The sequence below is a fragment of the Orrella dioscoreae genome (assembly GCF_900089455.2).
Lineage (GTDB): Bacteria > Pseudomonadota > Gammaproteobacteria > Burkholderiales > Burkholderiaceae_B > Orrella > Orrella dioscoreae.
Genome location: NZ_LT907988.1, coordinates 3896387 through 3915484 on the forward strand (window position 1 = coordinate 3896387; position 19098 = coordinate 3915484).

Sequence of the window (19098 nt, forward strand, 5' to 3'; positions counted from 1 at the left end):
CTGCGCCAGCCCCGGCGCCATGACGCGCAGGGCGCGCGCCAGGAAAATCCTGGCGCGCCCGGCTCATGCCGGCTGCACGCCCCGGGTCTCCTCGAACCAGGCCAGACGGCGCAACACCCACTTTTCGACCTCCAGCACCAGCATCAGCGCGGGTCCCACCAGCACGACCACCACGCCCTCGACCCAGCCCAGTGCGCGCGTGTCGAAGACCTGCTGCATCACGGGCAGGTAGGTGAACGCCAGCTGGGCCGCGACCACTGCCGCGATGGCGCCCAGCACCACCGGCGTGCCCTTCAGGCCTTGCCACGTGAATGACCCGCCGTGCATGTACCGCACGCTGAACAGGTAGAAGATCTCCATCACGCAGAAGGTATTGACCACCATGGTGCGCGCGGTCGCGGTATCGAGTCCTCGCGAACCTGCCCACCAGAAGATGCCGAAGGCAGCGATGGTGAACAGGGCCGACACCAGCAGGATGCGCCACAACATGAACGGCGAGATCAGCTGCGCATCGCGCCGGCGCGGCGGCCGCTGCATGATGCCGGGCTCCGGCGGCTCGAACGCCAGCGCCAGTCCGAGCGTCACCGTCAGGACCATGTTGATCCACAGGATCTGCGCCGGCGTCATGGGCAGCACCGTGCCCAGGGCCAGCGCCGCGAACACCGCCAACGCCTCGCCGCCGTTGGTCGGCAACGTCCATGCAACCACCTTGCGGATGTTGTCGTAGACGGCCCTGCCCTCGTGGACCGCCGCCGCGATCGACGAGAAATTGTCATCGGCCAGCACCATCTCGCTGGCCTGCTTGGCCGCCTCGGTTCCCTTGTGCCCCATCGCCACGCCCACATCCGCCTGCTTGAGCGCCGGCGCATCGTTCACGCCGTCGCCCGTCATGGCCACCGTATGCCCGCCAGCCTGCAGGGCGCGCACCAGGCGCAGCTTGTGCTCCGGATTGGTACGGGCAAACACGCTGACACGCTGTGCGACCTCGACCAGCCTGTCATCGGGCACTTCCTGCAGCTGCGCCCCGGTCATGACCTCGGGACGGTCGGCCAGGCGCAATTGCCAGGCGATGGTCAAGGCGGTCGCGGCATGATCGCCGGTGATCATCTTGACCGAGATTCCGGCCGCGCGGCATTGCGCCACGGCCTCGATGGCCTCGTCCCGCGGCGGGTCGATGAAGCCGACCAGGCCGAGGAAATCCAGTCCTTCGACATCCTGCATGGACAGGCGCTCAGGCGGGTGTGCCAGGCGCTTGGCGGCAAAGCCCAGCACCCGCTCGCCGCGCGCGCCTGCCTCGGCAATGGCGGCCTCCCAGCGCGCGCCACCGGCCACGACATCGCGGCTCAGGGCCAGCACCTGTTCGGGCGCCCCCTTGACGCAGAGCCACGCCGTGCCGTCGTCGTCCGCGTGCAGGGTCGCCATGTAGCGATGCGCGGCATCGAAGGGAATCTCGTCCAGGCGAGGATGGCGGGCGCGCGCCTCGGCCTCGGACAGCCCGGCCTTGGCGGCCAGCGCCAGCAAGGCGCCCTCCATGGGATCGCCCGCCACCTGCCAGCCAGCGTCCCGGTTGCGCAGTTGGGCATCGTTGCAAAGCAAGCCGACCCGCAGGATCTGCAGGGCCTGGTCGCGGCCGTCGGCCAGGCCCTCGACCACGGCAAGCTCCCCTTCCGGCGCATAGCCGGCGCCCGACGCCGTCCAACGGCTGTCTGGCGCGATCACGGTATGCGCGGTCATTTCGTTGCGCGTCAACGTGCCGGTCTTGTCCGAGCAGATGACCGTGGTGGCCCCCAAGGTCTCGACGGCGGGCAGGCGGCGCACGATGGCCTGGCGGGCGGCCATGCGCCGCACGCCGATGGCAAGCGTGATGGTGATGACGGCCGGCAGGCTTTCCGGCACGACGCCCACGGCAAGCGCCACCACGACCATCAGCGCGTCAAGCCAGCCATAATCTCGCACGGCGATCGCAAAGACGAACAGCGCCAGCGCCGCCAGCAACGCGCACAGCGTGAACCGGCGCCCGAAAGTCCGCATCTGGCGGATCAGCGGCGTCGTCAGGTCGCCCACGGCGCCCAGCAACTTGCCGATACGGCCGATCTGGGTGTGGGCCCCCGTGGCGACCACCACCGCGCTCGCCTGGCCGGTAGCCAGCAGCGTCCCCGAATGCACGATGGAAGCATGTTCGGCCAGCGGCGCGCCGGGGTCGACCGGCGCCTCGCCCTTGTGCGCCGGCACCGACTCGCCGGTCAGGATCGACTCGTCGACCTGAAGATTGCGCGCACGCAGGACCCGGGCGTCCGCCGGCACGCGGTCGCCTGCCTCGAGCAGGATCACGTCGCCCGGCACCAGCTCGGCCACGTCGAGTTCGATGCGCTCGCCACCCCGCAGGGCATGGGCCCGCGGCGCGATCATCTGCCCCAGGGCCGCCAGGGCCTCTTCGGCGCGGCCCTCCTGCACGAAACCCACGACGGCATTCACGACCACCACGGCGATGATGATCATCCCATCGGTGGCATGGCCCAGCGCCAGCGACACCCCGGCCGCGCACAGCAGGAACAGGATCAGCGGATCGTTGAACTGCGCCAATACCCTGCGCCAGGCTGGCATGGACTTGCCGGCGGGCAATGTGTTCGGTCCGACGCGCGCCAGGCGATCGGCGGCCTGCTGCGGCGTCAATCCCTGTTCGCCGGCCTGCAGCCTTTGCAGCGCCTGCTCGGCGGACAAGGCGTGCCAGTCGACAGGGGGGGTGGATGGATCGGATGCTGGCGCTCGCGGCGCGATACCGGACATGGGCGGCTCCCTTTTCTTGCGTGGCCGCCCTCGTTTCCCTGGCAAGCCCGCGCAAGCCGGGGGGAGCGGTCCATTGTTGGTGATGGGCTCTCCACGATAACTTGTGCCGCGGGCGTCGGGCTTTACATGGATCAAGAAAAGCCTGCACGCGCCATGCGCGCCTGGCCGGCGCGTGCTAGGCGTCCAAGGCCCGCTCGTACTCCTGCCTGAAGGTGCTCAACGAACTGGCGAGCACCGTCGCGGCCCCGTCGACCAGCCCACAGCGCCCCGAGCCCGGCAGCAGCCGCGCCAGGTTCTCGAGGGCCTGCAGGTCGGTGCGGCGTCCCGCGCCGCCATCGATCCGCTCCAGGATGCGCGAGATCTGGCGCGTGCCTATCTTGCACGACGAACACTGCCCACAGGAATTGTTCGCGAAGAACGCCACATACTCCGCCGTCTTGCGCAGGACGCTGGTGCCCTCGCCCACCACGATCATCGCGCCCGTTCCCAGCCGTGAGCCGCGTTCGCGCACGCTGTCGAAATCCAGGGCGACATCCAGGTCGCCCGCCGTCAGCAGGGTATTGGAGGGTCCGCCGGTGAACACCGCCTTGAATGCACGGCCGGCCAGCATGCCGCCGCCGTGCTGGAAGATCAGCTCGCGCAACGACGTGCCCATCGGCAGTTCGTGCAGGCCCGGACGCATGACGTCGCCCGACAGGGAATAGAGCTTGGTCCCCGCCGCCGCACCGCGCCCCAGCGCCTGGTACCAGGCCGCGCCATGGCGCAGGATGTGGGGCACATGGGCGAACGTCTCGATGTTGTTGACCAGCGTGGGCGCGCCATGCACGCCCTGTTCCGCCGGGAAGGGGGGCTTGAGCGAGGGAAAGGGAAACCCGCCCATCACGCTGGCGACGGCGGCGGTTTCCTCGCCCCCCACGTACAAGCCCGAGCCTGGCGTGACGTGCAACTGGAGCGGCGCGCCCATTGCCTGGCCGACCGCCGCCAGCAGCGGATGCCCCTGCCAGGCCTGGACCGCCTCGCGCACGACCCGCAGCGAGACGGGCTCGCCGGGATTCACGTACAGCGCGATCTGGTTGGCGCCGACCGCCAGGGCGCCGATCAGCGCCCCCTCGATGACCTGGTGCGGCGTATTCGACAACAGGTAGCGGTCCTTGAAGGTGCCCGGCTCGTCCTCGTTGCCGTTGCAGATGATCCATTTCCCCTGCCCCGCCAACGGCGGCTGCCCGGCCACCGCGCGCCACTTCCGGTGCGTGGGAAAACCGGCGCCGCCCAGCCCCCGCAGCCCCGCCTCTTCCAATATCGGGATGATGCGGTCCGGCGCCGCGATGGCACGCGCCAGGCCCTGGCCGCCGCCGGCACGCAGCCAGCCGTCCAGGTCGGCCCCGACCTGCGCCGCCTCGGCCGTCAAGACACGTGGGGATGGCGTCATGCCGCTCGCTCCCGGTCGGTGGCAATGTCGAAATTGCCGTAAGGGGGGAAAACCATGGGCGCCTTGCGCGTGGCGGAAAGGCCATGGTTGGCCAGCGCCCGCCGCCAATCAGCCAGGTGGGCCAGGCCCACGTTGCGCGGCCCTTCCCGGCGCGCCTGCGCCGCGGCCGACGCCCCCGCGCGCCGGCCGAAGACCACCAGCTCGAGCAGGGCATTGCCCATCATGCGGTTGCGGCCATGCAGCCCGCCCGTGACTTCGCCCGCGCACAACAGGCCGGGCACCGGCGTGCGGCCGTCGGTATCGATGCCTATCCCGCCATTCTGGTAATGCAGGGTGGGCCGCACCATGAAGGGCTCCCTTGCCGGATCGATGCCTGCCCGATGCGCCAGATGGCGCAGCGTCACCAGCCTGCCCGCGAGGATCCCGGGCTGGCTGCGCTCGAGCGTCGGGGTATCCAGGAAGACGCCCGCCTGGCCATCGCGCAGCACGCCTCTTCCCTCCTCGATCTCGCGCAGGATGGCCGCGGCCACGATATCGCGCGGCTGGAGCTCATCCACGAAACGTTCGCCGCGGCCGTTGACCAGGAAGGCGCCGGAGGAACGCGCCGCTTCGCTCACCAGCGCGCCCTCCATGTGCGCCGGCCAGGCAATGCCCGTGGGATGGAACTGGAAGCTGTCCAGTTCGCGCAGCGGGGCGCCGAGACGATAGGCGAGCACCAGCCCATCCGCGGTCGCGCCATAATGGTTGGAGGTCGGGAAACCCGACAGGTGCAGGCGGCCCGCGCCGCCGGTTGCCATGATCGTCGCGCTGGCCCGCGCCAGCGTGGCGCGGCCTCTCGCCAGGTCGTGCATGACCGCGCCGGCGCATCGGCCCCGGTCGTCGCTGAGCAGTTCGAGCGCCGGATGCCGGTCCAGCACGGTGATGCCCGGCTGCAGCAGCACCGCCTCGCGCAGGGCACGCATGAGTTCCAGTCCCGTGAAATCGCGATACGACAGCAGGCGGGCCGCGGTCGCGCCGCCGGGCTTCTTGCGCAGCAGGGTCCCGCCCATGCGTTCCCCCTCCCGCGCCAGGTCGAAGCTCATGCCTTCGCGGATCAGCCAGCGGATCGCATCAGGCCCGTCCGATACCAGCGCCTTCACCAACGCCTTGTCCGCCGCGAAATGGCCGCTGCGCAGCGTGTCTTCGAAGTGCCTTTGCAGGCTGTCCTCGGGCCCGACCGCCGCCTGGATGCCGCCCTCGGCCATCACGGTATTGCTGTCCCCCAGGCGCAGCTTGGTCGCCAGCAGCACCCGGGCGCCGGCGCGCGCCGCTGTCAGCGCCGCCACGCAGCCGGCGCCGCCGCCGCCGATGACGAGCACGTCGGCGTCGTGGCCCGGCGCGCCGGCGATATCCACGTCCTCGAGCAGGGCGTCGGCCTGCAGCAGCGCCGCCAACGCCGCCGGGCAGCGCTGCCCGGCGCTGACGCCGACGTCCAGCGCCACCATCGCGCCTGGCGCATGGTCGGGATGAAAGCGCGCCAACAACGCTTGCGGCGCGAGGTCCAGACCGCGCGCCTCGGCGGGGGCCGCCTCGCGCCAGGCCGCCAGCGCCGCGTCATGGGCGATCCCCTCGGCGGCCCGCCCCGCCCCCTCTTGCGGCGTCTGCGCGGCGCTCATCGGGCCGCCTCCGTGGCGATCCCGGGGGCAGGCGCCGGCGGATTGGCGGCCGGCGCGTCGGCATCGATGACCTGCGCCCCGGCCTCGATCTCGCGCAGCCGCGCGATCAAGTCCGACGGCCGCAGCGTCAGCGACGCATTCATGCGCCGCACGAACTGGCCCAGGTGGGCCGGGTCGATATGTTCCGGACAGGCCGCCACGCAGAGATTGCACAGCACGCAATGGTCGAACAGCGCCGCCGCCGCATCGGCCTGGCCCGAGGCGGCGAGATTGACCATGCGCTGCACCTCGATGCCCTTTGGACAGGCGCGGTCGCAGCCGCCGCAATGGCGGCAGTGCTTGGCCTCGGGGAACACCGTATCGATCTGGTCGATGGCGCCCCAGGTGTCGACGAGCGCATGCAGGTCATAGGAATGCGGACGGCGGGCCGGGAAATGGTCGATGAAGGCGACCTGCATCCCCTCCTGCGCCGTGGTCTCACAGGCGAGCGCGGTGCCGGCCAGGCGCTCTCCGTCGCGCCTGACCAGCACCCGACAGGCGCCGCACACGCCCTGGCCCATGCAGCCGACGTTCTCCGTGAGCGGGAGCCCGGCCTGGAGCCAGGCCTGCAGCAGCGAAACGCCCTGCCTGGCTCGCACGGCATGGCCGTCGAACATGACGAGGACCTCGTCCTCCGGCCTTTCCGTCACTGCCATGGCGCTGCCTCCTTTCGCTGCGGGATGGGCTTCCTTCACCAGAAGCCCAGCACTTTCCACCACATGATGCCCAGCGTCGCGTAGATCGCGAGTTCCACGACGCACATGACGAAGCCCACGCGCCACCAGGTTCCCAGCGGCACGTAGCCGCTGCCGAAGATGATCGGCGAGGTGCCGGTCGCGTAATGGGTCAGCGTCATCATGATGGTCGAGCCCGCCACCATCATCAACAGGAAAGGCACCACGTAATCGGGCGGCACCAGCGCCACGCCGACCGTCAGGAAGGCCAGCATCATCGCGCTGATGTGCGCGGTCGTGCTGGCGAAGAAATAATGCGAGAAGACGAACAGCAGCACCAGCAGCGCCGCCGCCCACTCCCACCCCATGCCCGCCGAGGCGATGCCGCTCCTGAGCATATCGGAGAACCACCCGATCACGCCCGTCTTGTTGAGCTGCTCGGCCATCATGACCAGCGCGCCGAACCAGATCAGCGTATCCCATGCGCTTTTTTCGGAAAGCACGTCATCCCAGTTGATCGTGCCGGTGATGATCAGGATGAACAGGCCCAGGAACGCCACCACCGTCGGGTCCAGCGTGAACGCCGGGCCGAATATCATCGCCGGCACGTTCGCCCACAGCAGCAACAGGATGGCGAAGGTGCCCATCATGACCTTTTCACCGCCCGAGACGGGCCCCATGTCCTTGAGCTCGCCGCGCGCATAGTCGATGGCGCCCGGCGTGGCCTTGACCTCGGGCGGCGCCAGCACGGCAAGCAGCAGCGGCATCAGCAGCAGGCAGACCAGCCCGGGCAGCAGCATGCACAGGGCCCAGGTGGTCCACGACAGGTGAAAGCCCTGGTTGGTGACGCGCGCCACGTAGTCGACGACCAGGGGGTTGGGCGCGGTGGCGGTGATGAACATGCCCGAGGTGATCGTGTTGGCATGCATGTTGACCAGGGACAGGTAGGTGCCCATCTTGCGCTCGGTGCCATGGGCCGGGTCGGAGCCGAAGGCGCCGGCGATCGAACGCATGACCGGATGGACGATGCCGCCGCCGCGCGCGGTGTTGCTGGGCGTGAAGGGGGCGAGCACCAGTTCGCAGACCGCCAGTCCATAGCCGATGCCGAGCGTGCGGCGGCCCAGCACCGAGATGAAAAGCAGGCCGACGCGCTTGCCCAGGCCGGTCTTCTTGAGCCCCCGCGACACCAGGATCGCCACCACGATCAGCCAGATCAAGGGATTGGCCAGGCTCGACAGCGCATCGGCAATCGCCGCCTTGGACGAGGTCGCGGTGACTTGCGACAAGGCCACGATGGTCATCGCCATCATCGCCATCACGCCGATGGGCATGACCTTCAAGATGATCGCCAGGATCGTGGTGAGGAAGATCGCCAGCAGCGCCCAGGCCTTGGGCGCCAGGCCGTCCGGGACGGGTAGGAGCAGCATGACCACCAGGAAGACGGTGGTGACCACGGCCGGCACCAGCCGGAAAGGCACACTGCCCTGGAAATACTGGAGCATGGCCTTGAGCCGGTCGATCATTGCATGGGTCCTTGTCAGCGGAGTGTCTGAAACGGTGGCGCAGCCCCGCGAAAACAGCCGGCGGCCAGCACAAACCCGAATTATGTTTCAGCCCGCCGAGCCAGCGCAAGGATCGCACCCGGCGGGCCCCCCCGCCCGTTGCGGCATCGTCTTCAGAGCCAGGCCACCAGCGTGACGGGCAGCAGGACGAGGACCGTGACCCGGGCCGATAGCCGCGTCGACAACATCCCGCAACAGAGCAGCGCCAGACACGCCAGGACGGGAGGAAAGCCGTCCTGCACGGCCCACAGGAACATGTCGGCCAACGCCAGGACGGCCAGTGCCACGCACAGCAGCAGATCCAAGCCCTCCAGGCGGGCCACCCGTTTGCGCAGGGCGGCCGCCATGCGCCGCAACAGGACGCCCGGAGACCGCGCGGCCACGGCATGGGCAGGCGCGGACACCACCTGGATCGAATTGGGCAGCGTGGACTTCATCGGCAGGCTCGGCGGAGGGGAAAAGGTCATTTTCGAGCGACTGCTCAGGACTATAATTGAGCAATTGCTCAAAATTCAAGCCATGCCTGCCACGCCGCGGGCCATCCCAGACACGCAAGGAACGAGATTGGCCGAGAAAAACCGGAAGGAACAGATCCTGGACGCCACGATCGCACTCCTGCAGGCCAAGGGATTCACCAACGTGTCCACCCGCGATCTGGCCGAACACGCCGGCCTGTCACGCAGCCACATCTATCACTACTTCAAGGACTGGCCCACGCTGCGGCGCGAGGCTTTCGCGCGCTATTCCGACCAGCGGCTGGCCGAAGCGCGCCAGGCTTTCGCCGGCATGCCCGCCAGGCAGGCCCTGGCCAGCTTCCTGCGGGAGTGCCTGCCCGAAGCGCCCGACGGCTGTTTCACCCTGTGGCTGGACGTCTGGGACGAAGCCCTGCACGATGAGATGCTGGCCTGCACCTACCGCGACGTGGATGCCCGCTGGCTGGCCTGGCTGGCGGAACTGCTGCAGCAAGGCGTCGCCCAGGGAGACTTCGTCTGCCCCGCGCCCTCGCGTGCGGCGCGCCAGATCTTCTCGATGACGGTGGGCTACGCGGAAGACCTGCTGCTGTCGCCTTCCAGGCAGGCCGCGGACAACGCCCTGGACGAAGTCCTGGAGGGCGCGGGCCTCATCCTGCGCGTGCGCGAGCCGCTGGCCGCGCCGCCCCCCTGACCCGACACGCAAGGAGTGCTTTGCATGGCAACCCGACGCAGAACCGGCAACACCCTGGCCACCAAGACCGCGGAACTGGCCTTCGCCGCCCCGCAGGTCATGGCGCATCGCCTGACGCGCATGGCGCTGGCCGGTCCCACCCTCTCCGAGCGGGACCGCAAGGAGTTCCACCTGATGGGCATGGAAAAGCTGGGCGCCTTCACGGCAGCCTGGCAGCAGATGGCGCTGGCCAGCGTCACCAGCAGCCAGACACTGGCCATCCAGATGTGGACGGCATGGTGGGCGCCCTGGCTGGGCGGCCGCCGCGCGCGCACCGTGAACCGCCAGTTGCAGCAGGCCGCCCTGGGCGTGCTGGGCAAGGGCCTTGGGCCCATCCATGCCAAGGCCACCGCCAACGCACGACGCCTGGGCAACACGCCGCTGGTGGAGGCGCCGAAGCGACGGACAGCACACTAGGCAGCGCTTTCCAGCCGGAAATACCCCCTGCAGGATGTACGATACGGCCCTGGCTTGGCGCGGCGCCCGCCCGGGAGCGCCGCCCCGGCCCGCGGTCTTGCCTGATTTCACATCATCGATCACACAAACGATCACGCAATCCAAGGGGATTTCATGCGTCTTGCCCAACGACTCGCCGTTGCCGCGCTCGCCTGCCTGGCCGGTGCTGCCCACGCCCAATCCGCCGCGCCCATCAAGGTCGGCATTGCGCTGGACATCTCCGGCCCGTTCGCCTCGCTGGGCGCCGACGCGCGCGACGGCTTCGACCTGGCCATCGAGAAGCTGGGCGGCACGCTGGGCGGCCAACCCGCCGAATTCCTGAAGACGGACTTCGCCGGCAGCCCCGAGCAGGCCACGCAACTGGTCAACCGCTATCTGCAGCGCGACAAGATCCAGTTCTTCACCGGCCCGATCGCCTCGAACTCGGCGCTGGCCGTCGCGCCCCTGCTGTTCAAGGCCAAGGTGCCGTTCCTGTCGAACAACCCCGGCCCCAGCCAGTTCGCGGGCAAGCAGTGCAACGCCTATTTCTTCGGCCAGTACCAGAACGACACCTATGACGAGGCGGCGGGCAAGCTGGCCAACGAGAAGGGCTACAAGCACATGGTGATCCTGGCGCCGAACTACCCGGCAGGCAAGGATCACCTGAACGGCTTCAAGCGCCTCTACAAGGGCGACCTGAAGGACGAGATCTATACCAAGGTCGGCCAGATCGACTACGCCGCCGAGATCGCGCAGATCCGCGCCGCCAAGCCCGACGCCGTCTTCTTCTTCCTGCCGGGCGGCATGGGCATCAACTTCATCAAGCAATACGTGGCCGGCGGCCTGAAGGGCATCCCGCTGATCGCCCCGGGCTTCTCGGCCGACCAGGACGTGATCAACGCCGTGGGCGAGGACATGATCGGCCTCCAGAACACGGCCCACTGGACCCACGACCTCGACCTGCCCGCCAACAAGGCGTTCGTGGCCGACTTCCGCAAGAAGTACGAGCGCTATCCCACGGTGTACGCCGCCATGGCCTACGACACCATCATGGCCATGGACGCCGCGGTGAAGGACGCCGGTGGCGCGTCGGACCCCGACAAGCTCGTCCAGGCGCTGGCCAAGCCCAGCTTCACCTCGCTGCGCGGCGACTTCACCTATGGCCCCAACCAGTACCCGATCCAGGACTACTACCTGCGCGTGGTGGCCAAGGACGCGGACGGCAAGGTCACCAACAAGCTGGTCGAACGCATCCTGACCAGGCACCAGGACGCCTACGTGGCCGATTGCAAGCGCTGAGACAGGCGGCGCCTGCCTCATGAACGGCATCTTCGTACTGGAACAGCTGCTCAATGGTTTCGGCTATGGGCTGATGCTGTTCCTCATCGCGGCGGGGCTCACCCTGGTGTTCGGCATCATGGACACCATGAACCTCGCCCACGGTTCGCTGTTCATGGCGGGCGCCTACATCGCCTCGCGCGTACATGCGTCCAGCGGTTCGTTCCTGCTCGCGGTCGCGGTGGCCATCGCGGCCACCATCGTCATCGCCGCGCTGCTTGAACTGCTGGTCTTCCGCCACCTCTACACGCGCGACCACCTGGCGCAGGTGCTCGCCACCTTCGGCGTCATCCTGGTGGCCGACGACGCGGTGAAGTTCATCTGGGGCCCCTCGCCCATCATGGCGCCCACGCCCGCGGCATTGACCGGCCCCCTCCACATCCTGCCCGACCTGCCCTATCCCTCCTACCGGCTGCTGCTGGTGGCCGTGGGCCTGCTGGTGGCCGTCGGCCTGTACTTCCTGGTCAACCGCACGCGCCTGGGCATGATCGTGCGCGCCGGCGCATCCAATCGCGCCATGGCCGAGTTCATGGGGGTACGCGTCAACCGCGTGTTCTCCTTCGTGTTCGCGCTGGGCGCCGCGCTGGCGGCGCTGGCGGGCGCATTGATGGCTCCCATCAGCGCCGTGCAGATCGGCATGGGCAGCGCCATCCTGATCCCCACCCTGGTGGTCATCGTGATCGGCGGCATCGGCTCGGTGCGCGGCGCCTTCATCGCCGCGCTCATCGTGGGCATGGTCGACACGGCGGGCCGTGCCTTCCTGCCGCCGCTGCTGCGCGCCGTGCTGCCGCCCAGCGTGGCGGCCGACCTGGGGCCGGCGCTGGCCGGCATCTCCGTCTATGCGCTGATGGCCATCGTGCTGGCCATCAAGCCCACCGGCCTCTTCCCCGCGCGCGCCTGATGCCTTCCAAAACAGATTCCCTGCCCGCCCCGCGCGGTGCGCTGATCGGCCAGTGGCTGCCCTGGGCGCTGCTGGCCGCGCTGGCGGCCTTCCCGCTGGTCGCCAGCGCGCTGGGCCTGGACTATTACGTCGGCTTCGCGCGGCGCATGCTCATCATCATGATGGCCGCCGCCAGCCTGAACTTCATCCTCGGCTATGGCGGCCTGGTGGCGCTGGGCCATGCGGGCTTCATCGGCGTGGGCGCCTACACCGTGGTGGCCCTGTCCGACGGCGGCGCCGAGTCGGCCTGGCAGGTGTGGGCGATGGCCCTGGCCGTCTCGGCCGCCGTGTCGGCGCTCATCGGCCTGGTGGCGCTGCGCACGCGTGGCGTCTACTTCATCATGATCACGCTGGCCTTCGCCGAGATGCTGCATTACCTGGCCGTGTCCGTGCGCACCTATGGCGGCGACGACGGCTACAGCCTGTATTCCCCCTTGACGATGGGCGCCTGGCTGGATGGCCTGGCGCATGGCTTCTACTGGGTGGTGCTGGCGCTGGCGGCGCTGGTCTTCGCGCTGGGCAGCCGGCTGGCGAACTCGCGCTTCGGCCACGCCCTGGTGGGCGCCCGCGACAATGAAACGCGCATGGAAGCCATGGGCTTCCCCGTCTTCCGCCTGCGGCTGGTGGCCTTCGCCGGCGCGGGCGCCGTCGCCGGCCTGGCGGGTGCGCTGCTGGCGGTCAACAACAGTTTCGTCAGCCCATCGATCATGAGCTGGACGCAATCCGCCATCCTCATCGTCATGGTGGTCATCGGCGGCATCGGCAACCGCTGGGGCGGCGTCATCGGCGCGGGCCTGTGGCTGACGCTGGAAGAATTCCTGAAAGGCTGGACGGACTACTGGCATGCGCCCCTGGGCCTGCTGCTCATCCTGATCGTGTTCTTCGCGCCGCGGGGCATCGCGACGCTGTTCACGCCCAAGGGAGCGCGGCCATGAGCCTGTTCCAGGCCCGCGGTCTCACGAAGCGCTTCGGCGGCCTCACCGCCATCGACGACGTCAGCATTGCCGTCGAGGCACGCGAGATCCATGCGCTCATCGGCCCCAACGGCGCGGGCAAGTCGACATTGGTGAATCTGATCTCGGGCCTGCTGCCGCTGGACGCGGGCCACCTGTCGCTGGACGGCACGGACCTGACACCGATGAACGCGCACCAGCGCGTGCGCGCCGGGCTGTCGCGCTGCTTCCAGGTCACCAGCGTCTTCAGGCACCAGACCGTGCGGGGCAACCTGCTGCTGGCGGCGCAGGCGCACGACGGCAGCAGCTTCCGCTTCCTGTCGCGCCGCGCCAGCGAACGCCAGTTGGAAGACACCGCCATGGCGCTGGCCGAGCGCGTGGGCCTCGCGCAGGAATTCGACCGCGTGGCCGGCGCCCTGCCGCATGGTGCGCAGCGCAAGCTCGACGTCGCCCTGGCGCTGGCCGCCAGGCCGAAGCTGCTGCTGCTGGACGAGCCGCTGGCAGGCATGGGCCCGGAAGACTCGCTGAAGATGGTCGAGCTGATCCACGCCCTGCGCGCCGAAGAGGCCATCCTGCTCATCGAGCACGACATGGATGCCGTGTTCCGGCTGGCTGACCGCCTGTCGGTGCTGGTCTATGGCCGCGTGCTGGTGACGGGCAGCCCCGCCGCCATCAAGGCCGACCCGCGCGTCCAGGAGGTCTACCTGGGCAGCGAGGAGGAAACGGCATGAGCGAAGTGCTGCTCTCCTGCACCGGCATCCAGGCCGGCTATGGCGCCAGCCAGGTGCTCTTCGGCATTGACCTGGCCATTCGCGAAAAGGAAGTGGTGACGCTCCTGGGCCGCAACGGCATGGGCAAGAGCACCACGCTCAAGACCATCATCGGCGCGCTCGCGCCGCAAGCCGGCCACATCCGCTTCGACGGCAAGCTGCTGAACGGCATGCGTCCGGACGCCATCGCGCGGCTGGGCATCGCCATCGTGCCGGAAGGCCGCCAGTGCTTCCCCAATCTCACGGTGGAAGAACACCTGCTCGCCTTCGCCGCGAACCGCAACGGCCAGGCCGACAGCTGGACGCTGGACCGCATCTATGCGGTGTTTCCGCGCCTGAAGGAACGCGCCCGCAACCTGGGCAACCAGTTGTCCGGCGGCGAGCAGCAGATGCTGGCCATCGGCCGCGCGCTGTCCACCAATCCGCGCCTGCTGATCCTGGACGAGGCCACCGAAGGCCTGGCCCCCGTCATCCGCGAAGACATCTGGCGCTGCCTGGCCACGCTGCGCGACGCGGGCCAGACCATCCTGGTGGTGGACAAGTACGTGCACCGCCTGGTGGGCCTGGCGGACCGGCACGTCATCCTGGCGCGCGGGCAGGTCGTGTGGCAAGGAACCTCGGCCCAGCTCGATGCAGACCGGGGACTCTGGCACACCCACCTGGGCGTCTAGGGCCTGTCAACGCGCGCGTCTGCCCGCGCTGATGGCCGCCAGCAGCGCATGCGGCTGCAAGGGCTTGCCCAGATGACTGTCGAAGCCCGCGCCGCGCGCCTTCTCGCTGTCCTGCGGCCTGGCGAATGCCGTGTGCGCAATGGCAAAGAGGCGCGGACGCGCCTCGCGGGCCTCGGCCGCCCGGAGGGCCCGGATCAGGTCATAGCCATCATGGCCAGGCATGCCAATATCGCTGACCAGCACATCCGGCCAAGCCTGCTCCGCCAGTCTCAAGGCTTCCTCGTAATGCGATGCGTGACGCACGCACGCGCCGGCTTCCGACAGCACGACCACCATGATTTCTCGGGCATCCGCGTTGTCCTCGACGACCAGGATGTCCAGGCCGTCCAGCACATAGTCCTTGTCGGCGGCATCAGGCGGTGTCTCGGGCGCCGCCGCTTGCAGTTCGATCGAGGGCACGGCAAGCAGGGTCACTTTCATCGTCGTGCCCCTGCCCTCGCCTTCGCTTTCGGCCAGAATCGCGCCGTCATGCATTTCCGCCAGGTTCTTGGCGATGGACAGGCCCAGCCCCAGGCCGCCATGCACGCGGCTGTCGGGCGACTCGCTCTGCGTGAAGCGATCGAAGAGATACGGCAGGAAGTCCGGGCGGATGCCGCGGCCGCTGTCCTGAACCTCAAGATCCAGATGGTCGGCATCGCGCCGCAAACGGATGAAGACCTGGCTGCCCGGATTGGAAAACTTGATGGCGTTCGAGACCAGGTTCCACACGATCTGCTGGAAGCGTGTCGCATCCAGCCAGGCGGCGCCTTCCGCGCCGGCGCTTTCCACCACCAACGACACCCGCTTGGCCAAGGCCGGCGCGCTGAGCCCCTCGATGGCGTCGGACACCAGCGCGGCGGGGCTCACCCACTCACGGTGCAGCCGCAGCTTGCCGGAGCCGATACGGGACACATCCAGGATGTCCGAGATCAGGCGGGCCTGCGCCTTCACGCCCCGGTCCATGGCGGCCAACCCTCTTTCCACCTGGGCGGGCGTGCGGGCATTGTTCGTCAGCAGATGCACCCAGCCCGCAATCGCATTGAGCGGATTGCGCAGCTCATGGGACAGCACGGCGACGAAATCGTCCTTGGTCCGGCTTTGCCGCTCCGCGCTCGCACGCGCGGCCTGCTCGCGTTCCAGCACCTCCTGGCGCCGCCGCTCCAGCTCGAACTGTTCGGACACGTCCACCGCAATACCGATGCGCAGGCCGGATTCGATGTGCGCCGACAGCGTCCACGCCAGGCGGACGGCCGTGCCATCCCCCCTGTACAGCGGAAAATCGCCTTTCCACGGCGTGGCCAGGGACGTCGGGTTCGATGTCTCGTTCTCGATGAAGGCGATCCAGTCGGCGGGCGCCATCGCACTGACGGGCTGCCCGATCATGGCGTCGCGCTCCCGCCGCAGCATGGTTTCCAGCGCAGGATTGACGTCGAAGAATTTGCCCTCATCGTCGATCAGCGCAATGCCGATCGGGGCCTGGTCGTAGATCGCGCGGAACCGGGCCTCGCTGCCTCGCAACCGCTCCTCGGCCAGCCGGGCGCGGATCAGCGCCTGCAACGTGGCGATCAGGATGGCCGGCTCGACGGGATGCACCAGATAGGCATCGGCGCCCGCGTCCAGGCCCGTGACCTTGTCCTTGTTCTGCACGAACTCCGCCGACAGATGGACGACGGGCAAGGTCGCCGTCGCCGGATTGGCCCGCAAGGCGCCGCACACTTCGAAACCGTTCATGTCCGGCAGGTGCACGTCCAGCACCACGGCCGACGCGCCCGCCTGCGCCAGCGCCTCCCCGCCCGATGCGGCCTCGGAGACCTGGAAACCCGCGGCACGCACGACGCGTGCCGTCGCGTAGCGCGTGGCGGGATTGTCGTCCACCACCAGGATGGTGTGCGCAGCCCGGTCGATGCTCGCGCTGATGATGTTGTGCTCGGTCATGCCGGCTCCTGCGCGCGCGCGCCCGGCGACGGGTCCCAGCGGGTTGGCAACATCAACGAAAATACCGATCCCTTGCCCAACTCGCTCTCTACCGCCACGTGTCCGCCCAGCAATTCGGCCAACTGCTTGCTGAGCGACAGGCCCAGCCCGGTGCCTCGCAAGCGCTTCTGCACCGGCGAGTCCACCTGGGAATAGTCGTCGAATACCGCCGCGTGATGCTCGGCGGCGATGCCAATGCCCGTATCGCTGACGGAGAAACGCACGAAGCCGTCCTCCTGATGCGACACCGAGACGCGCACCTCGCCGGCCTGCGTGAATTTCAAGGCGTTGGAGATGAAATTCCGCAGGATCTGCGACAGCTTGCGGTTATCCGTGTACAGCTTGCCGATGCCCTCGGGCTCTTCGAAGACCAGGGTCGTCTCGGGGTTCACCAGCACCGGCTTGAACATGCCGCGCAGCGCGGAAAAAAGGTCCACCATTTCGAACCATGCCGGAGAGATATCCACTCTTCCGGCTTCGATCTTCGCAAGATCAAGCAGGTCGTCCACCATCTCTCCCAACTCGGCGGAGATGCTCTCGATGAAATCGACCTGCTTTTCCTGCTCGGCGCTCAGCGGCCCATCGACCTTGTCCTTCAACAGCCGGGTAATGCTGCGGATGGCGCCGATGGGCGTGCGGAATTCGTGGCTCATATAGGCCAGGAACCGGCTCTTCAGCTCCGTGGCTCGCTTGAGCTGTTCAGCCTGCAGGTCCAGCTCGGCGTACAGCGCCACCACGCCGCGGTTGGTTTCCTCCAATTCTTCACGCAGGCTTTCCACCTCCTGGCGGCTGGCGGCCAGCAAGGCCTCCGGCGTGGTGTTGTCTGTCTGGTTTGCGCCACTCATGGCCTATTCCTCACGGCGCAGCACGACCACGGTCACGTCATCGCGATGACGCGTATGGTCGCGCCACAAGATTGCCGCCACCAGCGTCGGGTCCCGCTGCAGCACGGGCCGCAGCCGGTCCGGCTTCCAGCGGGACTCGATGCCGTCGCTATGCAGCAGCACCAGCGCATACCGCGGCACCTCCGTCGTGGCCACGCCGGGACGGCGGATCTGCGCGCCCGCGGTCCCATGCTGGGTGACGATCGATTTGTCGAAGACGCCGGACAGCAGCCGGCCGTTGATGTTGCCCGCGCCTGCATAGGCCAGGGTGGCACCGGTCAGGTCCCAGTCCGTCACGCACACTGCCGCGCCACGCGTTGCCTGCAATGCCTGGTGCACGCACTGGACCACGTCGCCAGGATCCTCTCCGGCGTGCCGCGCGAATGCCTGCGTTGCAGCGCTCGATGCCTTGGCGGCTTCCGGGCCATGACCCAGGCCGTCGGCCACGATCGCGCAGACGCGGTCCGGCGCCAGCGCGACCGCCCAAGCGTCTCCGCACTCCCGCTCGCCTGGCGCGGCCACGCAGATCGCGCCCACGTGCAGCGGCGCGGGACGCACGTACCGGAAGTCAGGGCGGCCGCGTCGGATGCGCGCCACACACACGGTGCCATCCGGCACCACGGTGTGCACATCGAAGTCGTTGGCCAGCCGCTTGACCGCGCCCAGCCCGGTGCCGGGCGTGCTCCCCGAGGACACGCCGTCCATCATGTAGCGAGGCAGGTTCTCGATGCCTGGGCCGTCGTCGACAGCCACGATCTCGATCTCGGCGGCTGCCGTCCTGGCAGCGATCAGCAGGCGGCCTTGTTGCGCGTGATGAAGAAGGTTCGTCCCCAGCTCGGTGACGACCAGGGCCAGCCGGCCCGCGTCGTCATCGTCCCATTCCATGCCGCCGATGGCCTGCGCCGCGTAGCGGCGGGCCTCTCCAATGCGGCTTGCGTCATTGATGGGAAAGACAGCGTGGGTCCACCCGGCGATCACTTCCACTTTGCGATGCTCACTCGGGTGCCCTTGCCGGGACTCGACTCGATATCAAAGTCATTGACCAGGCGCTTGCTGCCCGGCAGGCCCAGACCCATTCCTCCCCCGCTGGTCCAGCCATCCGACATGGCCCGCGCGATGTCGGCGATACCGGGCCCCTCGTCCTCGAAATGCAGCATCAATCCGCGCTTTCCAAGGCGTTCGAGGTATTCCCAACGCATCCGCCCGCCACCGCCGTGAACCAGCGTGTTGCGCGACAGCTCGCTGGCCGCCGTCACCATCTTGGTCTGCTCCACCAGCGACAGCTTCAGTTCCTGGCACAAGGTGCGCACCATCTGGCGGCTGGCGACGATGTGCTGCTCGGATTCCAGCGGCAATACCCCTGTCGGCTCAACTGGCAAGACGGCTCTCCTGCCGAGAACGATCAAGCATCGCCATGCCCCGCTCGACATTCAACGCCGTCCTGACCCCTTCCAGGGACAAGCCCAGTTCCACCAGCGTGATGGCGACGGCCGGCCGCATGCCCACCACCACGGTGTCGGCCGACAGGATGCGGGCAATGCCCGAGATATTGCTCAGCATGCGCCCCACGAAGGAATCGACGATTTCCAACGCCGAAATATCGATGACCACGCCCGTGGCCCCGGTCTTGGCAATCATCGCGGCCAGGTCGTCCTGCAAGGACAAGGCCGTCTGATCCTGCATGTCGATCTGGATGGTCACCAGCAGCGTGGCGCCCATGCGAAGGATAGGAATGCGATCCATGT

The 19098-nt window shown here is 68.4% G+C and carries 18 protein-coding genes; 7 read left to right on the top strand and 11 right to left on the bottom strand.

Annotated elements, in window-relative coordinates:
- Positions 1-63 precede the first annotated feature (63 nt).
- From ODI_RS18040 to ODI_RS18065, 6 genes are all read right to left on the bottom strand, one after another.
- Positions 64-2787 (bottom strand): cation-translocating P-type ATPase, encoded by a 2724-nt coding sequence (locus ODI_RS18040; protein WP_067748627.1) that lies wholly within the window; start codon positions 2785-2787, stop codon positions 64-66.
- A 175-nt stretch (positions 2788-2962) separates the two neighbouring features.
- Positions 2963-4216 (bottom strand): complex I 51 kDa subunit family protein, encoded by a 1254-nt coding sequence (locus ODI_RS18045; RefSeq protein ID WP_067748624.1) that lies wholly within the window; start codon positions 4214-4216, stop codon positions 2963-2965.
- Positions 4213-5871 (bottom strand): FAD-dependent oxidoreductase, encoded by a 1659-nt coding sequence (locus ODI_RS18050; RefSeq protein WP_067748622.1) that lies wholly within the window; start codon positions 5869-5871, stop codon positions 4213-4215. The genes ODI_RS18045 and ODI_RS18050 overlap by 4 nt, the downstream gene beginning before the upstream one ends.
- Positions 5868-6566 (bottom strand): 4Fe-4S dicluster domain-containing protein, encoded by a 699-nt coding sequence (locus ODI_RS18055; RefSeq protein WP_067748621.1) that lies wholly within the window; start codon positions 6564-6566, stop codon positions 5868-5870. Before ODI_RS18055 ends, ODI_RS18050 begins: the two co-directional genes overlap by 4 nt.
- A gap of 35 nt (positions 6567-6601) precedes the next feature.
- Complete coding sequence (locus ODI_RS18060; RefSeq protein WP_067748618.1) at positions 6602-8107, bottom strand: DASS family sodium-coupled anion symporter; 1506 nt, start codon at positions 8105-8107, stop codon at positions 6602-6604.
- A gap of 152 nt (positions 8108-8259) precedes the next feature.
- Positions 8260-8613 (bottom strand): hypothetical protein, encoded by a 354-nt coding sequence (locus ODI_RS18065; protein ID WP_157929784.1) that lies wholly within the window; start codon positions 8611-8613, stop codon positions 8260-8262.
- A gap of 97 nt (positions 8614-8710) precedes the next feature.
- Between ODI_RS18065 and ODI_RS18070 the strand changes: the two genes are divergently transcribed.
- The 7 genes from ODI_RS18070 (at position 8711) to ODI_RS18100 (ending at position 14456) form a co-directional block, all read left to right on the top strand.
- Positions 8711-9310 carry a TetR/AcrR family transcriptional regulator gene (locus tag ODI_RS18070; protein WP_067748610.1) on the top strand — a complete coding sequence of 200 codons (600 nt, stop codon included), beginning with the start codon at positions 8711-8713 and terminating at the stop codon, positions 9308-9310.
- A 24-nt stretch (positions 9311-9334) separates the two neighbouring features.
- A complete protein-coding gene (locus ODI_RS18075) occupies positions 9335-9766 on the top strand; it encodes a polyhydroxyalkanoate granule-associated phasin (RefSeq protein WP_067748605.1) in 432 nt (143 codons plus the stop codon).
- Positions 9767-9919: 153 nt separating this feature from the next.
- Complete coding sequence (locus ODI_RS18080) at positions 9920-11083, top strand: ABC transporter substrate-binding protein (RefSeq protein WP_067748599.1); 1164 nt, start codon at positions 9920-9922, stop codon at positions 11081-11083.
- A 19-nt stretch (positions 11084-11102) separates the two neighbouring features.
- Entirely contained in the window at positions 11103-12023 is a 921-nt protein-coding gene (locus tag ODI_RS18085) for a branched-chain amino acid ABC transporter permease (RefSeq protein WP_067748595.1), read from the top strand.
- Complete coding sequence (locus ODI_RS18090; RefSeq protein WP_067748592.1) at positions 12023-12997, top strand: branched-chain amino acid ABC transporter permease; 975 nt, start codon at positions 12023-12025, stop codon at positions 12995-12997. The genes ODI_RS18085 and ODI_RS18090 overlap by 1 nt, the downstream gene beginning before the upstream one ends.
- Positions 12994-13746, top strand: coding sequence for an ABC transporter ATP-binding protein (locus ODI_RS18095; RefSeq protein WP_067748589.1), 753 nt, complete (start codon positions 12994-12996; stop codon positions 13744-13746). The genes ODI_RS18090 and ODI_RS18095 overlap by 4 nt, the downstream gene beginning before the upstream one ends.
- 8 nt (positions 13747-13754) lie before the next feature.
- Positions 13755-14456: an ABC transporter ATP-binding protein gene (locus ODI_RS18100; protein WP_197707161.1), complete on the top strand. Its 702-nt coding sequence runs from the start codon at positions 13755-13757 to the stop codon at positions 14454-14456.
- 6 nt (positions 14457-14462) lie between these two features.
- On the opposite strand, the gene ODI_RS18105 is transcribed toward ODI_RS18100, so the two are convergent.
- Genes ODI_RS18105 through ODI_RS18125 form a run of 5 tightly spaced genes read right to left on the bottom strand, consistent with a single transcriptional unit; the run spans position 14463 to position 19096 of the window.
- Positions 14463-16430 carry a hybrid sensor histidine kinase/response regulator gene (locus tag ODI_RS18105; RefSeq protein WP_067748584.1) on the bottom strand — a complete coding sequence of 656 codons (1968 nt, stop codon included), beginning with the start codon at positions 16428-16430 and terminating at the stop codon, positions 14463-14465.
- Complete coding sequence (locus ODI_RS18110; RefSeq protein WP_067748575.1) at positions 16427-17314, bottom strand: sensor histidine kinase; 888 nt, start codon at positions 17312-17314, stop codon at positions 16427-16429. Before ODI_RS18110 ends, ODI_RS18105 begins: the two co-directional genes overlap by 4 nt.
- 3 nt (positions 17315-17317) lie before the next feature.
- Complete coding sequence (locus ODI_RS18115; RefSeq protein WP_067748572.1) at positions 17318-18337, bottom strand: ATP-binding protein; 1020 nt, start codon at positions 18335-18337, stop codon at positions 17318-17320.
- The gene (locus ODI_RS18120) at positions 18328-18732 is read right to left on the bottom strand and encodes an anti-sigma regulatory factor (RefSeq protein ID WP_098020938.1); all 405 of its coding nucleotides are present in this window, start codon (positions 18730-18732) and stop codon (positions 18328-18330) included. The genes ODI_RS18115 and ODI_RS18120 overlap by 10 nt, the downstream gene beginning before the upstream one ends.
- Positions 18722-19096: an STAS domain-containing protein gene (locus tag ODI_RS18125; protein ID WP_067748560.1), complete on the bottom strand. Its 375-nt coding sequence runs from the start codon at positions 19094-19096 to the stop codon at positions 18722-18724. The genes ODI_RS18120 and ODI_RS18125 overlap by 11 nt, the downstream gene beginning before the upstream one ends.
- Positions 19097-19098 lie beyond the last annotated feature (2 nt).